Origin of the sequence: Enterobacter cloacae complex sp. IR5441, assembly GCF_049238215.1 — a bacterium.
Classification (GTDB): Bacteria; Pseudomonadota; Gammaproteobacteria; order Enterobacterales; family Enterobacteriaceae; genus Enterobacter; species Enterobacter hormaechei_C.
This window is the reverse complement of record NZ_JBMKIA010000024.1, coordinates 21,340-38,004: the sequence shown is the minus strand read 5'-3', so window position 1 is coordinate 38,004 and position 16,665 is coordinate 21,340. Positions and strand designations below refer to the sequence as shown.

Here is a 16,665-nt window from a genome sequence, read left to right as displayed (position 1 = left end):
ACTTAAGAAGGTAGGTGTTACATGTCCGAGCTTAATGAAAAGTTAGCCACAGCCTGGGAAGGTTTTACGAAAGGTGACTGGCAGAATGAAGTCAACGTCCGTGACTTCATTCAGAAAAACTATACCCCGTATGAAGGTGACGAATCCTTCCTGGCTGGTGCGACTGACGCAACCACCAAGCTGTGGGACAGCGTAATGGAAGGCGTTAAACTGGAAAACCGCACTCACGCGCCAGTTGATTTTGACACCTCCGTTGCTTCTACCATCACTTCTCACGATGCTGGCTACATCAACAAAGCCCTTGAGAAAATCGTTGGTCTGCAAACTGAAGCACCACTGAAACGCGCAATCATCCCGTTCGGTGGTATCAAAATGGTTGAAGGTTCCTGCAAAGCGTATAACCGCGAGCTGGACCCAATGCTGAAAAAAATCTTCACCGAATACCGTAAAACCCATAACCAGGGCGTATTCGATGTTTACACCAAAGACATTCTGAACTGCCGTAAATCTGGCGTTCTGACCGGTCTGCCAGATGCCTATGGCCGTGGCCGTATCATCGGTGACTACCGTCGCGTTGCGCTGTACGGTATCGACTTCCTGATGAAAGACAAATACGCACAGTTCGTCTCTCTCCAGTCTGACCTGGAAAACGGCGTAAACCTGGAAGCGACTATCCGTCTGCGTGAAGAGATCGCTGAACAGCACCGTGCGCTGGGTCAGATCAAAGAGATGGCGGCTAAATACGGCTGCGATATCTCTGGTCCTGCAACCAACGCTCAGGAAGCTATCCAGTGGACCTACTTCGGCTACCTGGCCGCTGTTAAGTCTCAGAACGGTGCAGCAATGTCCTTCGGCCGCGTATCCACCTTCCTGGATGCGTACATCGAACGTGACCTGAAAGCAGGCAAAATCACCGAACAAGACGCTCAGGAAATGATTGACCACCTGGTCATGAAACTGCGTATGGTTCGCTTCCTGCGTACCCCAGAATATGATGAGCTGTTCTCTGGTGACCCAATCTGGGCAACCGAATCTATCGGCGGTATGGGCGTAGACGGCCGTACTCTGGTAACCAAAAACAGCTTCCGCTTCCTGAACACCCTGTACACCATGGGTCCTTCTCCGGAGCCGAACATCACCGTTCTGTGGTCTGAAAAACTGCCTCTGAACTTCAAGAAATTCGCCGCTAAAGTGTCCATCGACACCTCTTCTCTGCAATACGAGAACGATGACCTGATGCGTCCTGACTTCAACAACGATGACTACGCTATCGCTTGCTGCGTAAGTCCAATGGTTGTTGGTAAGCAAATGCAGTTCTTCGGTGCGCGTGCAAACCTGGCGAAAACCATGCTTTACGCAATCAACGGCGGCGTTGATGAAAAACTGAAAATGCAGGTTGGTCCTAAGTCTGAACCGATCAAAGGCGACGTGCTGAACTATGACGAAGTCATGGAGCGCATGGACCACTTCATGGACTGGCTGGCTAAACAGTACGTGACCGCGCTGAACGTTATCCACTACATGCACGACAAGTACAGCTACGAAGCCTCTCTGATGGCGCTGCACGACCGTGACGTCGTTCGCACCATGGCGTGTGGTATCGCAGGTCTGTCCGTTGCTGCTGACTCCCTGTCTGCAATCAAATATGCGAAAGTTAAACCAATTCGTGACGAAGATGGTCTGGCTATCGACTTCGAAATCGAAGGCGAATATCCGCAGTTTGGTAACAACGACGCTCGCGTTGATGACATGGCGGTTGACCTGGTAGAACGTTTCATGAAGAAAATTCAGAAACTCACTACCTATCGTAACGCTATCCCGACTCAGTCTGTTCTGACCATCACCTCTAACGTTGTGTATGGTAAGAAAACCGGTAACACCCCAGACGGTCGTCGTGCTGGCGCGCCATTCGGCCCAGGTGCTAACCCAATGCACGGTCGTGACCAGAAAGGTGCGGTTGCCTCTCTGACCTCCGTTGCTAAACTGCCGTTTGCTTACGCGAAAGATGGTATCTCTTACACCTTCTCTATCGTGCCAAACGCGCTGGGTAAAGACGACGAAGTGCGTAAAACTAACCTCGCGGGTCTGATGGATGGTTACTTCCACCACGAAGCGTCCATCGAAGGTGGTCAGCACCTGAACGTGAACGTGATGAACCGTGAAATGCTGCTCGACGCGATGGAACACCCTGAGAAATATCCTCAGCTGACCATCCGCGTATCTGGTTACGCAGTGCGTTTTAACTCCCTGACGAAAGAACAGCAGCAGGACGTTATTACCCGTACTTTCACTCAGTCCATGTAAGTGGAATTGACTGAAATCACGCGTTAAAAAGCGTACAATAAAGGCTCCACGCAAGTGGGGCCTTTTTAACACCCTCGCTTCATCAGTCTCTTTTGTCCGCTATCTATACTTAATGGATAACAGCCAAAACAGACTCGACATAGCCTTTGAGCTGTGCATCTACATAGGCCCCCGGATGGGCCAAATTCGGAGATATCACCGCAATGTCAATTATTGGTCGCATTCACTCCTTTGAATCCTGTGGCACCGTCGATGGCCCGGGGATCCGCTTTATCACTTTCTTCCAGGGCTGCCTGATGCGCTGCCTGTACTGCCATAACCGTGACACCTGGGACACCCATGGCGGTAAAGAAGTCACCGTTGAGGATCTGATGAAAGAGGTGGTGACCTATCGCCACTTCATGAACGCGTCCGGCGGTGGCGTGACGGCATCCGGCGGTGAAGCCATTCTTCAGGCTGAATTTGTGCGCGACTGGTTCCGCGCCTGCCACAAAGAAGGCATTCATACCTGCCTCGACACCAACGGCTTTGTGCGCCGTTACGATCCGGTTATTGATGAACTGCTTGAAGTGACCGATCTGGTGATGCTCGATCTCAAGCAGATGAACGATGAGATCCACCAGAATCTGGTTGGCGTTTCAAACCACCGTACGCTGGAATTTGCCAAATACATTGCCAATAAAGGCGTCAAGACCTGGATCCGCTACGTGGTGGTGCCGGGCTGGTCAGATGATGATGACTCTGCACATCGTCTGGGTGAATTTACCCGGGATATGGGTAACGTGGAGAAAATTGAACTCCTGCCCTATCACGAGCTGGGTAAACATAAATGGGTGGCGATGGGTGAAGAGTACAAACTCGATGGCGTGAAGCCGCCGAAAAAAGAGACGATGGAGCGCGTCAAAGGTATTCTTGAGCAGTATGGCCACAAGGTCATGTATTAACGAAAAGGCCCGGTGAAAACCGGGCCTTTTTATATTCTATTTAAAGACGCCGTTAATAACGGAAGTCACAATCGCCGTACTCAGCGCAATTAAGACCAGGTCGTCACCTACCACGCGCCATTCATAGCCCGGATAGGAAGGAAGCTGACCCAGCATATCGGCTGGCACGGTTTTCTTCGCAATGCCCGGAGGCAGTGGCTTACCGCGCGCCAGGTTTTTCGCAATTCCCGGAGGCAGAGAGTCGTAGCCCGTTAAGCCGTAATTCAGTGCCAGATGGCGGGCATGATCGAAGCTCACGCGAGCATCCACATCATTACCGACATCTTTGCTGTTTTTAAAGCTCTTATCCGATTTCCCAGGGTTATCCTGACCGTTATTGTGTTTATTACCATGGTTACCAGCGTTCCCGTTACCATGATTGCCGCTATTACCTTGTCCGCCACCGTTTCCGTGACCACCGCCATTCCCGTTTCCTGGATTAGCCATGGCCGGAGCCGTTGCAAACGTTAAAGCCAACACTACGGCAAGTGCGGTAGTGGAAAAACGACGAGTAGACATGATTGCTGCCTTTTAGTGGTAAACTCATTTGAATTATCGCCAGGCAGTAAAAACTCACAATAAGTAAAAGTCTTATATGTGACAGGGACAAAAAAGCCTGTCATCGACAGGCTTTTAATAAGTCATGCATGGGCCACTGGCGTTGGATGTTCGCCCACTTTGCGCAGCAGCATTAACAGATAAATAAACGACACGCTGGCGATCATAATAAACAGCAGATTGTCAGAATAATTTTGCATGAGCATAGCGGTAAAAGTCGGCCCCAGTAAACTGCCGATGGTGTAACTCAGCAACAAAGCCTGGTTCATTGCAACCAGCTGGTGATGCTCAACTTTCTCACAGGCCCAGGCCATCGCGACCGGATAGAGCGTAAAGCCCGCAGCTCCCAGAATGAACAGCGCAGGCGCCATTGCGGCGTTGCTGAGCATGGCGAGACAGCCCATGATGACCACGAAAACCTGGACGCGCAGCACCAGCAGACGACCAAAGCGGTCCGCCAGGCGGCCAATCGGCCACTGGCCGACAATCCCCGCGCTGACCATCACCGCCATCCAGAAACCGATCCCGGAATCACTGACGCCCTGATGGTTAAGATAGAGCGGCATCAGGCCATAGAGCGAGCCCAGCACAATCCCGGAAATAATGCAGCCGTTAACCCCCAGACGCGCCTGGCGCAGTCTCAGCATCGGCCAGACGTGGGTAGCTTCCTGATGCTCGCTGTTTTGATTCACAATGCGGGTAAAGAGCAGCGGCAGGATCGCCGCCAGCACCATGCCCGTCACCCACGGCAGCACGCTCATCAGGTCGGTTGGCAGTTTGCTGACCATCAGTTGTCCCAGCACGGTACCGACGTAGTAAACCATCATATAGGCCGCCAGCAGACGCCCGCGATTACGGGACGTGCCGCTGCACATCAGCGCACTTTCAACCACCACCCAGATCATGGCGCAGCCTACGCCCGCAATAAAGCGCCAGACCATCCAGCTCCAGAAGCCGACCATGAGGCCTAGACCGGCGCAGCCAACGGCAAAGATCAGCGACGCCAGATAATAACTGCGGTTAAAACCAAAGCGCTTAATAAGGCTGCCCGTTAATAAGGTGCCCAGCAGATTGCCCGTAAAAAAGGACGAGCTAACCATACCCACCTGCCAGGTCGGTAAGTTTTCATGGGCGAGCCATAGCGGGACGAGTGTGTTTAACACCGCGATCGCCAGGGTCAGCAAAAGCAGGCCACAGAGCAACAAAAGCACCGGGCGGGTATAGGTGGTCATGGATTAAAAACCGTGAGGAAGTTCAGATTTCGTGCGCATCATGCCACTGGCAAAAACAAAGTCAATCCACCGATTCAGGCGTCACGCATGTTATGCGCCTTGTCGATTTAAAAAACTCATCCTGCTAATGCAAAGCCTGCTACTGATATTAATTATCTATTTGTTTTTATTAATTTCCGGGAATTTTTACAACGAAACATCAGTCGAAAAATTTCATGAATGAAAAAAGAAAAGCCGGGCGCTATGTCCCGGCTTTTTATAACAAAAACTAAAATTAGCTGGCGATAGCCATACCGACCGTCATATGCAGACCGTAAAATACGCCGCGACCAATTAACTCCCCTGCCAGCACCAGCACAAAGGCCAGGGACAGCAACGGCAGCGCAGGCGAGTAACCTTTAAGCTGAGGGGCAATCCAGCACACCAGCGCCGCCGTCAGCAGCACCACACGCCAGGCCATCAGCGAACCGTAATCCGGCACCAGCGCCGAAGCCTGCTGGATAGAGCTGTGAATCGTCGCCAGCTCCGCTCCCTGCATGAGCGCGACAACGGTACTGATTACCAGTGCCAGCAGCGAGACCGCGGGCAGCAGGCGCATCGCCCAACCATTAATGCCAGCCACACGCAGCAGCAGATAACCCAGCAGCGGCCCGCCAATAAACATGGTCAGGAAGAAGCTCATCGGCGTCCAGACGCTGTACCAGGTCGGAACGGTATCGATGGTGTTGTACACCCTGACCATCATCCAGACGAAGACAACGCCCAGTACCATGGTGACGATGAGCCACAACGCGCGTAACCCTGACGGCAGCTTTTTCACCGCTGCCAGTAACCACCCCAGCCCGCCAACGGCAAAGAAGATTGCCCCGCTGGCAATCTCGTTACTCAGCGAAGAGGCGCCTACGCGGTTCAGGGAGTTGAACGCGCGCATCGGTGAGCCCAGGTGCAGCGTAGAGGCGATAAACCCAATGCCCATCAACACCCACAGGCCAAACATGCTTAACACCAAACGCTGCTGCTGTTCAGCATTGAGGTTCCCTTTTAACAGCGCCAGCGCAAGGACGATAAACCCGCCCGCCACGCACTGCCCAAAGACCGTGAAGATCATCAGCGGCCATTCATGCCATCCACTTCCCATCTCACACCTCCTTCGGGTTTGCCAGGTAGCCGGTGGTGTCACCCGTCGGACGGCTGTTGGCGTTAGGTTTAATCACAATACTCGGCTTCGTGAAGTGCGCAGACGGCAGCGGCGCGACGGCAGCAAGCTGACCGTGTTTTTTGCGCAGCTCTTCAATCGGGCCAAAGTCCAGCGCGCGCAGCGGGCAGGATTCGACGCAGATGGGCTTTTTGCCGTCCGCCACGCGGCTATGGCAGCCGTCGCACTTGGTCATGTGGCCTTTGGCGGCATTGTACTGCGGCGCGCCGTACGGGCAGGCCATGTGGCAGTAGCGACAGCCGATGCAGACATCCTCGTCCACCACCACAAAACCGTCGTCGCGCTTGTGCATTGCCCCGCTCGGGCAGACCTTGGTGCAGGCCGGATCTTCGCAGTGGTTGCAGGCAATCGACAGGTAATAGGCGAAGACATCCTGATGCCAGACGCCGTTGTCCTCCTGCCAGTCGCCGCCCGCGTATTCATAAATACGACGGAAGCTAACGTCCGGGGTCAGATCTTTGTAATCCTTGCAGGCCAGCTCGCAGGTTTTGCACCCGGTGCAGCGGCTGGAATCAATAAAAAATCCATACTGGGTTGTCATCGGTTACTCCTTACGCCTTTTCAACCTGAACGAGGTTTGTGTGGGATGGGTTGCCCTTCGCCAGCGGCGACGGACGCTGCGTAGTGAGAACGTTGATGCAGCCCGCCTGATCGATACGGTTCGCATCCGGGTTATACCAGGCCCCTTCTCCCAGCGCGACAACGCCAGGCATCATACGCGGAGTCACTTTAGCTTCGATATGCATTTCGCCACGTCCGTTGAAGATACGTACGCGATCGCCATTACTGATGCCGCGCGCTTTCGCATCCATCGGGTTGATCCACATCTCCTGTCGGCAGGCCGCTTTCAGTACGTCAACGTTGCCGTAGGTGGAGTGAACACGTGCTTTGTAGTGGAAACCGGTCAACTGAAGCGGGAATTTCTCCGTCAGCGGATCGTTGTAGTTTTCGAAGCCTGGCGTATAAATCGGCAGCGGATCAATAACGTCCCCTTCCGGCAATTCCCACGTTGCGGCAATTTTTGCCAGCTCTTCGGAGTAGATCTCGATTTTGCCCGACGGCGTGGTCAGCGGATTGGCCTGCGGATCGTCGCGGAAGGCTTTATACGCCACGTGATGCCCTTCCGGATCGCGCTGCTTGTACATGCCCTGCTTGCGGAAGGTATCGAAGTCCGGCAGGTCAGGAATGGCTTTGCGTGAGAGCTCGTGCAGATGGCGCATCCACCCTTCCTGAGTACGTCCTTCAGTGAACTGCTGCTCAACGCCAAGACGTTTTGCCAGCTCGGAAGTCATCTCATAAATGGTTTTGCACTCGAAGCGCGGTTTGATGGCCTGGTCAGTGAAGATCACATAGGACATGTTGCCGCAGGAGGCGTCCAGCGCGAAATCCATCTGCTCAGACGCAGTGCAGTCTGGGAGCAGAATATCGGCATACTTGGCCGATGAGGTCATGTGGCAGTCGATCACCACAATCATTTCGCACTTCTTGTCGTCCTGCAAAATTTCATGGGTGCGGTTTATTTCAGAGTGCTGGTTGATCAGGCAGTTACCGGCGTAGTTCCAGATCATTTTGATCGGCACGTCCAGCTTATCTTTGCCCCGAACACCGTCACGCAGCGCGGTCATTTCCGGGCCGCGCTCGATCGCGTCCGTCCACATAAACATGGAGATGCTGGTCTGAACCGGATTATCCAGCGTTGGCATACGTTCAAACGGGACTTCATACGAGCCTTCACGCGCCCCGCTATTACCGCCGTGAATACCAACGTTGCCAGTCAGAATCGAGAGCATAGAAATAGCGCGGGTGGCAATTTCGCCGTTCGCGTGGCGCTGTGGTCCCCATCCCTGGCTGATATAAGCCGGTTTGGCTGAACCAATTTCACGGGCCAGCTGAACAATACGCTCGACTGGAATGCCGGTAATGGTGGATGCCCACTCAGGGGTTTTCGCTACCCCGTCGCTGCCCTGACCAAGAATGTACGCTTTGTAATGCCCGTTAGCCGGTGCGCTGGCTGGCAGGGTCTTCTCGTCATAACCAACGCAGTATTTATCAAGGAACGGCTGATCGACGAGGTTTTCAGTGATCATCACATACGCCAGCGCATTGACCAGCGCCGCATCGGTACCAGGGCGAATAGGGATCCACTCGTCTTCACGTCCCGCGCCGGTATCGGTATAGCGCGGATCGACGATGATCATACGTGCGTTGGATTTGGCGCGCGCCTGCTCAAGATAATAGGTTACCCCACCGCCGCTCATCCGGGTTTCGCCTGGGTTGTTACCGAACAACACCACCAGTTTACTGTTTTCGATATCCGACGGGCTGTTACCGTCTGCCCAGCCGCCGTAGGTGTAGTTCAGACCCGCAGCAATCTGTGCGGAAGAGTAGTCGCCGTAATGATTGAGATAGCCGCCGCAGCAGTTCATCAGGCGCGCCACCAGCGTTTTACCCGGCGGCCAGGAGCGGGTCATGGTACCGCCCAGCGTCCCGGTGCCGTAGTTGAGGTAGATGGATTCGTTGCCGTACTCTTTGATCAGGCGCTGCATGTTAGTCGCGATAATATCGTAGGCTTCGTCCCAGCTAATACGCTCGAACTTCCCTTCCCCACGCTTACCGACGCGCTTCATTGGGTATTTCAGACGATCCGGGTTATAAACGCGACGGCGCATTGAACGGCCACGCAGACAGGCACGAACCTGATGTAACCCTTCGTAGTTATCATCGCCGGTATTGTCTGTTTCGACATATTTGATTTCACCGTCCACAACATGCATACGCAGAGGACAACGGCTACCACAGTTAACGGTACAGGCACTCCACACCACTTTTTCCGGGGCTGAAGCGGGAGACAGAGCCTCCGCCGCCGACGCCAGACGGGTAAAAGGGAGCGTAAAGGCGCTGCTGGCAACCGCCAGACCGCCTATTGCCGTGGTTTTCATCAACCCACGGCGAGTGACCTCGGCAGCCATTAACGCTTCAGGCGCTTTGATTTTCATAAAGACTCACTTTGGTTGCTCACAAAGAAATAAAGGGCGGCATACACCGCTATATAGTTTTATGTATACCGATATTTTTGGTTATCAGTGTTTTATGCTGACTTTCGTTCGGAGGAGTATTACTACTTTAGAGGGATGGGTTATTGCTTCGTATCAAATCAGAGGCATAAAAAAAGCGCCCTGAGGCGCTTTTTTGTCTTAGAGCAAATAATTAGCCGATGAACTGCTGGCCTTTCATGTAAGGGCGCAGCACTTCAGGGATCTCAATGCGTCCGTCAGCCTGCTGGTAGTTTTCCAGCACAGCAACCAGCGTACGGCCTACTGCCAGACCAGAACCGTTCAGGGTATGAACCAGACGGGTTTTCTTGTCAGATTTGCTGCGGCAACGCGCCTGCATACGACGCGCCTGGAAATCCCAGACGTTGGAGCAGGAGGAGATTTCACGGTAGGTGTTCTGCGCAGGCACCCAGACTTCAAGGTCGAAGGTTTTGCAGGCACCGAAGCCCATGTCGCCGGTGCACAGCGCCATACGGCGGTACGGCAGGCCCAGCAGCTCCAGCACTTTCTCAGCATGACCGGTCATCTCTTCCAGCGCGTCCATAGACTCTTCCGGACGAACGATCTGCACCATCTCAACTTTATCGAACTGGTGCATACGGATCAGACCGCGCGTATCGCGACCGTAAGAACCGGCTTCAGAACGGAAACATGGAGAGTGCGCGGTCAGTTTGATTGGCAGATCGTCTTCGTCGATGATCTCATCACGCACGAGGTTGGTCAGCGGCACTTCCGCGGTTGGGATCAGCGCGTAGTTGCTGCTGTCTGCTTCCTCGTCCAGCGGACGGGTGTGGAACAGATCGCCGGCAAATTTCGGCAACTGGCCGGTACCGTACAGCGTATCGTGGTTAACCAGATACGGAACGTAGGTTTCGCTGTAGCCGTGCTGCTCGGTGTGCAGATCCAGCATGAACTGCGCCAGAGCGCGGTGCAGATGGGCAATTTGACCTTTCATGACCACAAAGCGAGAACCCGTCAGCTTAACCGCAGCCGCAAAGTCCAGGCCCGCGTGCATTTCGCCCAGCGTGACGTGATCGCGCACCTCGAAGTCAAACTCGCGAGGCGTGCCCCAGCGTTTCACTTCAACGTTGTCGTTTTCGTCTTTGCCGACAGGCACGCTGTCGTCAGGAATGTTCGGGATCGCCAGAGCGATATCACGAATTTCAGCCTGAAGAACGTCCAGTTCAGCTTTCGCCTGATCCAGCTCTTCACCCAGTTTGTTCACTTCCAGGCGTAATGGCTCAATATCTTCCCCGCGCGCTTTCGCCTGGCCAATGGATTTCGATCGAGAATTACGCTCTGCTTGCAGATTTTCAGTTTGTACCTGCAAAACTTTACGACGCTCTTCAAGAGCGCGCAGCTTATCTACATCCAGCTTAAAGCCCCGGCGTGCCAGTTTTTCAGCGACTGCGTCTGGCTCATTACGCAGCAGATTGGGATCGAGCATGCTTATCCTGTGCTTATCGAATTAAAAAAGGAAAAAGTGACCACAGCCTGCGGCCACAGAGATATATTGCCAACATTACCGCAACGATTGAACTAACGGTAGCGTTTTATAGGGCTATTTTGATCCTGTCCGGCAAGCCAGGCGAGCTTTTCGCCAATCTTACCCTCAAGACCTCTGTTTGTGGGGTGATAATAGCGGGTTTGTGCCATCTCCTGCGGGAAATACTCCTCGCCGGCGGCGTAGGCATTGGGTTCATCATGGGCGTAGCGATACTCCTGCCCATACCCCATCTCTTTCATCAATTTAGTTGGCGCATTGCGCAGATGAACCGGCACATCGTAGTCCGGACGTTCACGTGCATCTGACATCGCCGCTTTGAAGGCGGTATACACCGCGTTACTTTTCGGCGCGCAGGCCAGATAGACAATTGCCTGCGCAATGGCACGCTCACCTTCCGCGGGTCCGACGCGGGTAAAGCAGTCCCAGGCGGAAATAGCGACCTGCATGGCGCGTGGATCGGCATTACCGACATCTTCTGACGCGATGGCCAGGCAGCGACGCGCGACATATAACGGATCGCCACCGGCGGTAATGATCCGCGCGTACCAGTAGAGCGCCGCATCCGGGGCGCTGCCGCGCACGGACTTATGTAATGCCGAGATCAGATCGTAAAAACGATCGCCTTTATTATCGAAGCGTGCGCTGCGTTCACCGGCTATTTCGGTGAGCAACTCAGGTTTCAGTACCCGCTTGCCCGCATCGTCCACTTCGGCCATATCGGCCATCATTTCCAGCGTGTTCAGCGCGCGGCGCGCATCGCCGTTGACCAGTTCCGCAATCGCCCGACGCGTGTCGTCTGGCAGAACGATATCCTGCCCGCCGTAGCCGCGCGCCTTATCCTCCATCGCCTGGGTCAGAACCTTTTCGATATCCTCTGTGGTCAGGGATTTAAGCAGGTAAACGCGGGCGCGGGAAAGCAGCGCGGAGTTGAGTTCAAACGACGGGTTTTCCGTGGTTGCGCCGATGAAGAAAATCGTGCCGTCTTCAATGTGCGGCAGAAACGCATCCTGCTGGCTTTTATTGAAACGGTGGACTTCATCGACAAACAGAATGGTGCGGCGCCCGGCATTACGGTTTTGCCGCGCGCGCTCGATCGCCTCACGAATCTCCTTCACGCCGGAGGTAACCGCCGAGATGCGCTCAACGTCCGCGTTAGCATAGCGGGCGATCACTTCAGCGAGGGTTGTTTTGCCGGTGCCGGGTGGCCCCCAGAGGATCATGGAGTGCAGATGCCCCGCCTCTATGGCGCGCGGCAAGGGTTTCCCCGCAGCCAGCAGGTGTTGCTGGCCGATGTACTGCGCTAAATTTTCTGGCCGCATACGGGCGGCCAGAGGTTGAAACGCATTATCTGAAAAATCGAGCGACAGGTTGCTCACTCATGCCTCTTACTTATTACGTTGGTCGTCCACCGTTACGCCCTGCGGCGGGGTAAAGGTGAATTTCGAAGCATCTACGGCGCCGTTTTGCTGAGACTTAAGCTGATAGCTACTGCGCTGATCGTCCTGCTCAACCGCACCGAACTGATTGATGGTACCGTTGCTGCTCACGTTAATGGTGAACTGCTTCAGGTTACCGTTGCTGCCTTTTGGCGTCAGGACGAACTCATCACCGTTTTGTTTAATGTTGTACTGCTGCCAGTCGCTGGACTGGTTACGGGCAATGAGCATAAACGGCGTATTGCTGGTCGCGTCTTTCAACCAGGTGGCGGTCGCCTGCTCAACAAACGGGTTGTAGAACCATAAGGTTTTCCCGTCGGACACCAGCACGCTTTCATCCGGCTGGGTCATGTGCCAGTTGAAGAGATTCGGGCGTTTCACCCACAAATCCCCCTGACCTTCCTGCACCGCGTTGCCACTGCCGTCAGTCACTTTTTGCGTGAAGCTGGCGTGGAAGCTGCTCACTTTATCCAGTCGGCTTTTAAGGTCGCTGGCTGCATCAGCCCAGACGCTGCTGGCAACAAAACTGGAGAGTAATGCACAGACGATGGCAATTTTTTTCATTGTTATTCCTTAAAATACGTCTTCCCGATATGGGGTTCCGTTTCTATTCTGGACCTGCCCGAAGGCAGGCGACAGAAGAATATGCTTAATTTTTGCTGATTTACCCTTCTTTGCAATCGCTGAAGGTTAATCAAACGGCGGTGGCGCCAGCACCTCACGGTTACCGTTATGCCCCTGTTCGCTCACAATACCCTGGGCTTCCATCTGCTCGATAATACGCGCCGCGCGGTTGTAGCCAATACGGAACTGGCGCTGGACGCCGGAGATGGACGCCTTACGTTTTTCGGTAACGAAATTAACCGCCTGGTCAAATAACGGATCCAGCTCTTCGCCGCCGTCAAAACCACCGCCGCCACCTTCGCTTTCACTGTCGGAGGTGATGCCGTCAACGTATTGCGGCCGACCGCGCGCTTTCCAGTCCTGCACCACCGCGTGCACTTCCTGGTCGCGAACAAATGCACCGTGGACACGCACCGGCGAGGTGGAGTTCGGGCCGGAATAGAGCATATCACCCATCCCCAGCAGCGACTCTGCACCACCCTGGTCCAGGATAGTACGCGAGTCAATTTTACTCGACACGGTAAACGCGATACGGGTCGGGATGTTTGCCTTAATAAGTCCGGTGATAACGTCTACGGACGGACGCTGCGTTGCAAGCACCAGGTGGATGCCCGCCGCACGCGCTTTCTGTGCCAGACGCGCAATCAGCTCTTCCACTTTCTTGCCAACGGTCATCATCAGGTCGGCGAATTCATCCACCAGCACCACGATGTAAGGCAGTTTTTCCAGCACCGGATGCTGGGCATCCATGCTGTCACCCGGCTTCCAGTATGGGTCCGGAATCGGACGGCCCATACGTGCCGCCTCAGCGATTTTCTCGTTATAACCGGCCAGGTTACGCACGCCCAGCGCAGACATCAGCTTATAGCGACGCTCCATTTCATTGACGCTCCAGCGCAATGCGTTGGCGGCGTCCTTCATGTCGGTCACCACTTCCGTTAACAGGTGCGGAATGCCTTCGTAGACGGACAGTTCAAGCATTTTCGGGTCGATCATGATGAAACGCACATCTTCAGGCTGCGCTTTGTAGAGCATACTGAGGATCATGGCGTTCACCCCGACCGATTTACCGGAGCCGGTGGTACCCGCAACCAGCAGGTGCGGCATCTTCGCGAGATCGGCAACCACCGGATCGCCAGCGATATCTTTACCCAGCACCACGGTCAGCGGGGACGGGTTGTCGCGGAATTTGGTGTTATCCAGAACTTCACGCAGATAAACGGTCTGGCGTTTCTTGTTTGGCAGCTCAAGGCCAACGTAAGGCTTACCTGGGATCACTTCCACCACGCGAACCGCCACGGTCGACAGAGAACGCGCCAGGTCACGGGACAGGTTAGAAATACGCGCCGCTTTTACGCCTGGCGCCAGGTTCAGTTCGAAACGGGTGATCACCGGGCCAGGGGAGTAGTTCACCACGTCCGCTTTAATACGGAAGTCAGCCAGACGCGCTTCCACCAGACGGGCCATCTGCTCAAGAGCAAAAGTATCCACCGGTTCGACTTCCGCTGGCGGCGGCGTTAACAGATCCAGCGACGGCAACGGCGTACTTGGTCGTTGCAGCGGACGGCTGTCTCCGTTACGCATCAACAGCGGGTGAATCAGGCTTTCCTGCGGCTGTGGTGCTGGCTGCTGGAACTGCGGCTGCGGCGGTTGGGCCGGCGGTGTATGCGGCTGCGCATAAGCCTGCGGCACTGGCTGTTGTGGTTGCGCATTAACCTGCGGCGCTGGCGCCTGACGCACCGGTTCCGCTTCTGGCATCACGCTCGGCGTGAACAGCGGTTCGCTCGGACCGTCATCCACCAGATCTTTCATCGGTGAAAATTCAAAATCCGAGAGCGAGAACGGGTTTGCCCCCGAAGGCTGCTCACCGGAATAACGTTGCTGCTGCGTGGCCGCAAACTGACGCGCTAATTCCGCTTCGGCAGCATCATCTTCATCCTGCTGAGAATGAACATCGTGTTGGTACTCATTCCCGTAGCGTTGAGTCTGCTGGGCGGCAAACTGACGCGCCAGCTCATCCTGATGCAGTTCGTCGGCATCATCTTCGTAGTCGGACTCACGGGCTTTTTCTTCCGCCATACGCTGGGAAGGCAGTTTAATGCCATAAGAGGCCAGCTCCCGGCGCGTCGGTACGCGCACGCGATTAGGACGCGGCAATTGTGGACCAATGCCCTCTTTTACCTGAGGACGCGGCGCACCATCGGTTGCCGGGCTGAATAGCGGAGCGGACGCGGCAGCGGCTGCCGTTGCCTGCTTCACGGTTTCCGCTCCTGACGCAACGGCTGGCGCTGGATCTACAGGTGCAACGCTTGCAGAAGGCGCTTTTACAACAGGCTCCTGCACCGGCTCAGGCACGGGCTGATACCAGGCGGCAAGCTGCTCGCGCTCTCGGGCACGGCGCTCTTCCACCTCTTCAAAATAGTACAATGGCGGACGGGATGGCTTCGCTTCCTCCACCACTTCGGGTTCAGACACCGGCGCAACGTATGGCTGTTCAGGTTCAGCAGGTTCGGGCGTATAGGCTTGATACGGCTGTTGCGGCTCGCTGGCAGGCTCAGGCGGCTGATACGGTTGCTGCCACTGTTCCTGCTGCACAGGAATATAGCTTTCAGGCTCCGGCGCAATGGTCGGTTCAGGCGTATGGACGCCTGGCGCAGTCTGCCAGTCCACCTGCGGTTGCTGGATCGCGGACTCCGGTGCCGGAACAGGCGAGGACGGCATCACGGCTTCAACAGGCGCAACATGGGCCTGCGCAGCCGTCGTTGCGGCAGCAGCAGCGGCTACCGGTTCAGTCACGGAATGACCATGCAACAGCGGATCGTATTCGTCATACTCACCCGGCGTAGCTCGATGACCAGAGAACAACACATCATCAGGATCGACGGCCGCGCCGCGATACTCAATCTGCTCCTCTTCATCCATACGTTTGCCGGAGAAAAGCGCGGCATCCGTTTTACGGCCTAACGGGTTAGCGAATTTTTCAGCAACGCGCTGGCGGCGCGCCAGAGCACCGCGCAGAATACGGGCACGGCGGGATTCACGACGCTGCACGGGTGCCTCGTCTTCCTCTTCGTACTCATCTTCATATTCATCTTCATCGACCCACGTATCGTCACGACGGGTGCGATTGCTGGCAAACGTCAGCAGAGTCAGAATAAAGCTGCCGATTTTTTCGGCAATGCTCACCCAGGACCAGCCGGTAAACAGCGTCAGGCCCGCTGCCCAGATACAAAGCAGCGCCAGCGTGCCGCCGCTGCTGTGAAGCATCGGTTGCAGCGCGGAGCTCAACAGGCTGCCAATCACCCCGCCGGAGGCGAAGTACCAGATGTCATCGGCGTTGATCGCCGCCAGTCCGCAGGAGGTGAGGATCAGCGCCAGGGCGCCAATCAGGCGCAGCGAAACGGCAAAATAATCGATGTAGTCGTCGTTCTGTCGATGACGCCAGGCAAACCAGCATCCGCCAATAATGATGACGGGAAGGGTATAGGCCATCACACCGAAAATGAAGAAGAGTGTGTCCGCAAGCCAGGCGCCGGGAACGCCACCTAAATTATGGATAGGCTCATGCCATGCGGTTTGCGACCAGCTGGGATCTGAGGGGTTGAAACTGAGTAAGGCAGCCATCAGCCAGACGGCAAAAAGGGCAATAACAATCAGTAACGCCTCAAGGAGACGACGTCCGCTGCTTAGCTTAGATAATGTGACTTCTTTGTCTTCAGTGTATTCCTGGCTCAAGAAAGGCTCTCCAGGTA

11 protein-coding genes are annotated in these 16,665 nt (G+C 55.1%); 2 read left to right on the top strand and 9 right to left on the bottom strand.

Features of this window, described 5'->3' with window-relative positions:
• Positions 1–21: 21 nt before the first annotated feature.
• Together pflB and pflA are read left to right on the top strand one after the other, a co-directional pair.
• Entirely contained in the window at positions 22–2,304 is a 2,283-nt protein-coding gene (gene pflB / locus ACOTX5_RS20025) for a formate C-acetyltransferase (RefSeq protein ID WP_015570975.1), read from the top strand.
• 203 nt (positions 2,305–2,507) lie between these two features.
• Positions 2,508–3,248, top strand: coding sequence for a pyruvate formate lyase 1-activating protein (gene pflA / locus ACOTX5_RS20020; protein ID WP_003858250.1), 741 nt, complete (start codon positions 2,508–2,510; stop codon positions 3,246–3,248).
• Positions 3,249–3,284: 36 nt separating this feature from the next.
• Here pflA and ACOTX5_RS20015 read toward each other — a convergent pair whose 3' ends face one another.
• The 9 genes from ACOTX5_RS20015 to ACOTX5_RS19975 all read right to left on the bottom strand — a co-directional run bounded on the left by ACOTX5_RS20015 (position 3,285) and on the right by ACOTX5_RS19975 (position 16,648).
• Complete coding sequence (locus ACOTX5_RS20015) at positions 3,285–3,806, bottom strand: anti-virulence regulator CigR family protein (protein WP_017384833.1); 522 nt, start codon at positions 3,804–3,806, stop codon at positions 3,285–3,287.
• A gap of 122 nt (positions 3,807–3,928) precedes the next feature.
• Complete coding sequence (locus ACOTX5_RS20010) at positions 3,929–5,077, bottom strand: MFS transporter (protein WP_003858254.1); 1,149 nt, start codon at positions 5,075–5,077, stop codon at positions 3,929–3,931.
• A gap of 274 nt (positions 5,078–5,351) precedes the next feature.
• The gene (locus ACOTX5_RS20005) at positions 5,352–6,215 is read right to left on the bottom strand and encodes a dimethyl sulfoxide reductase anchor subunit family protein (protein WP_017693703.1); all 864 of its coding nucleotides are present in this window, start codon (positions 6,213–6,215) and stop codon (positions 5,352–5,354) included.
• A 1-nt stretch (position 6,216) separates the two neighbouring features.
• The gene (locus ACOTX5_RS20000) at positions 6,217–6,834 is read right to left on the bottom strand and encodes a DMSO/selenate family reductase complex B subunit (protein ID WP_017384835.1); all 618 of its coding nucleotides are present in this window, start codon (positions 6,832–6,834) and stop codon (positions 6,217–6,219) included.
• Positions 6,835–6,844: 10 nt separating this feature from the next.
• Positions 6,845–9,289, bottom strand: a complete 2,445-nt coding sequence (gene dmsA, locus ACOTX5_RS19995; protein ID WP_234101253.1) for a dimethylsulfoxide reductase subunit A — start codon at positions 9,287–9,289, stop codon at positions 6,845–6,847.
• Between the two features lie 211 nt (positions 9,290–9,500).
• Positions 9,501–10,793, bottom strand: coding sequence for a serine--tRNA ligase (gene serS, locus ACOTX5_RS19990; protein ID WP_003858266.1), 1,293 nt, complete (start codon positions 10,791–10,793; stop codon positions 9,501–9,503).
• Positions 10,794–10,885: 92 nt separating this feature from the next.
• Positions 10,886–12,229, bottom strand: coding sequence for a replication-associated recombination protein RarA (gene rarA, locus ACOTX5_RS19985; RefSeq protein ID WP_023296220.1), 1,344 nt, complete (start codon positions 12,227–12,229; stop codon positions 10,886–10,888).
• A 9-nt stretch (positions 12,230–12,238) separates the two neighbouring features.
• Positions 12,239–12,853, bottom strand: a complete 615-nt coding sequence (lolA, locus tag ACOTX5_RS19980) for an outer membrane lipoprotein chaperone LolA (RefSeq protein WP_017384837.1) — start codon at positions 12,851–12,853, stop codon at positions 12,239–12,241.
• A gap of 126 nt (positions 12,854–12,979) precedes the next feature.
• On the bottom strand, positions 12,980–16,648 hold the full coding sequence (locus ACOTX5_RS19975; protein WP_032647886.1) for a DNA translocase FtsK 4TM domain-containing protein: 3,669 nt from the start codon (positions 16,646–16,648) through the stop codon (positions 12,980–12,982).
• Between the last annotated feature and the right edge of the window lie 17 nt (positions 16,649–16,665).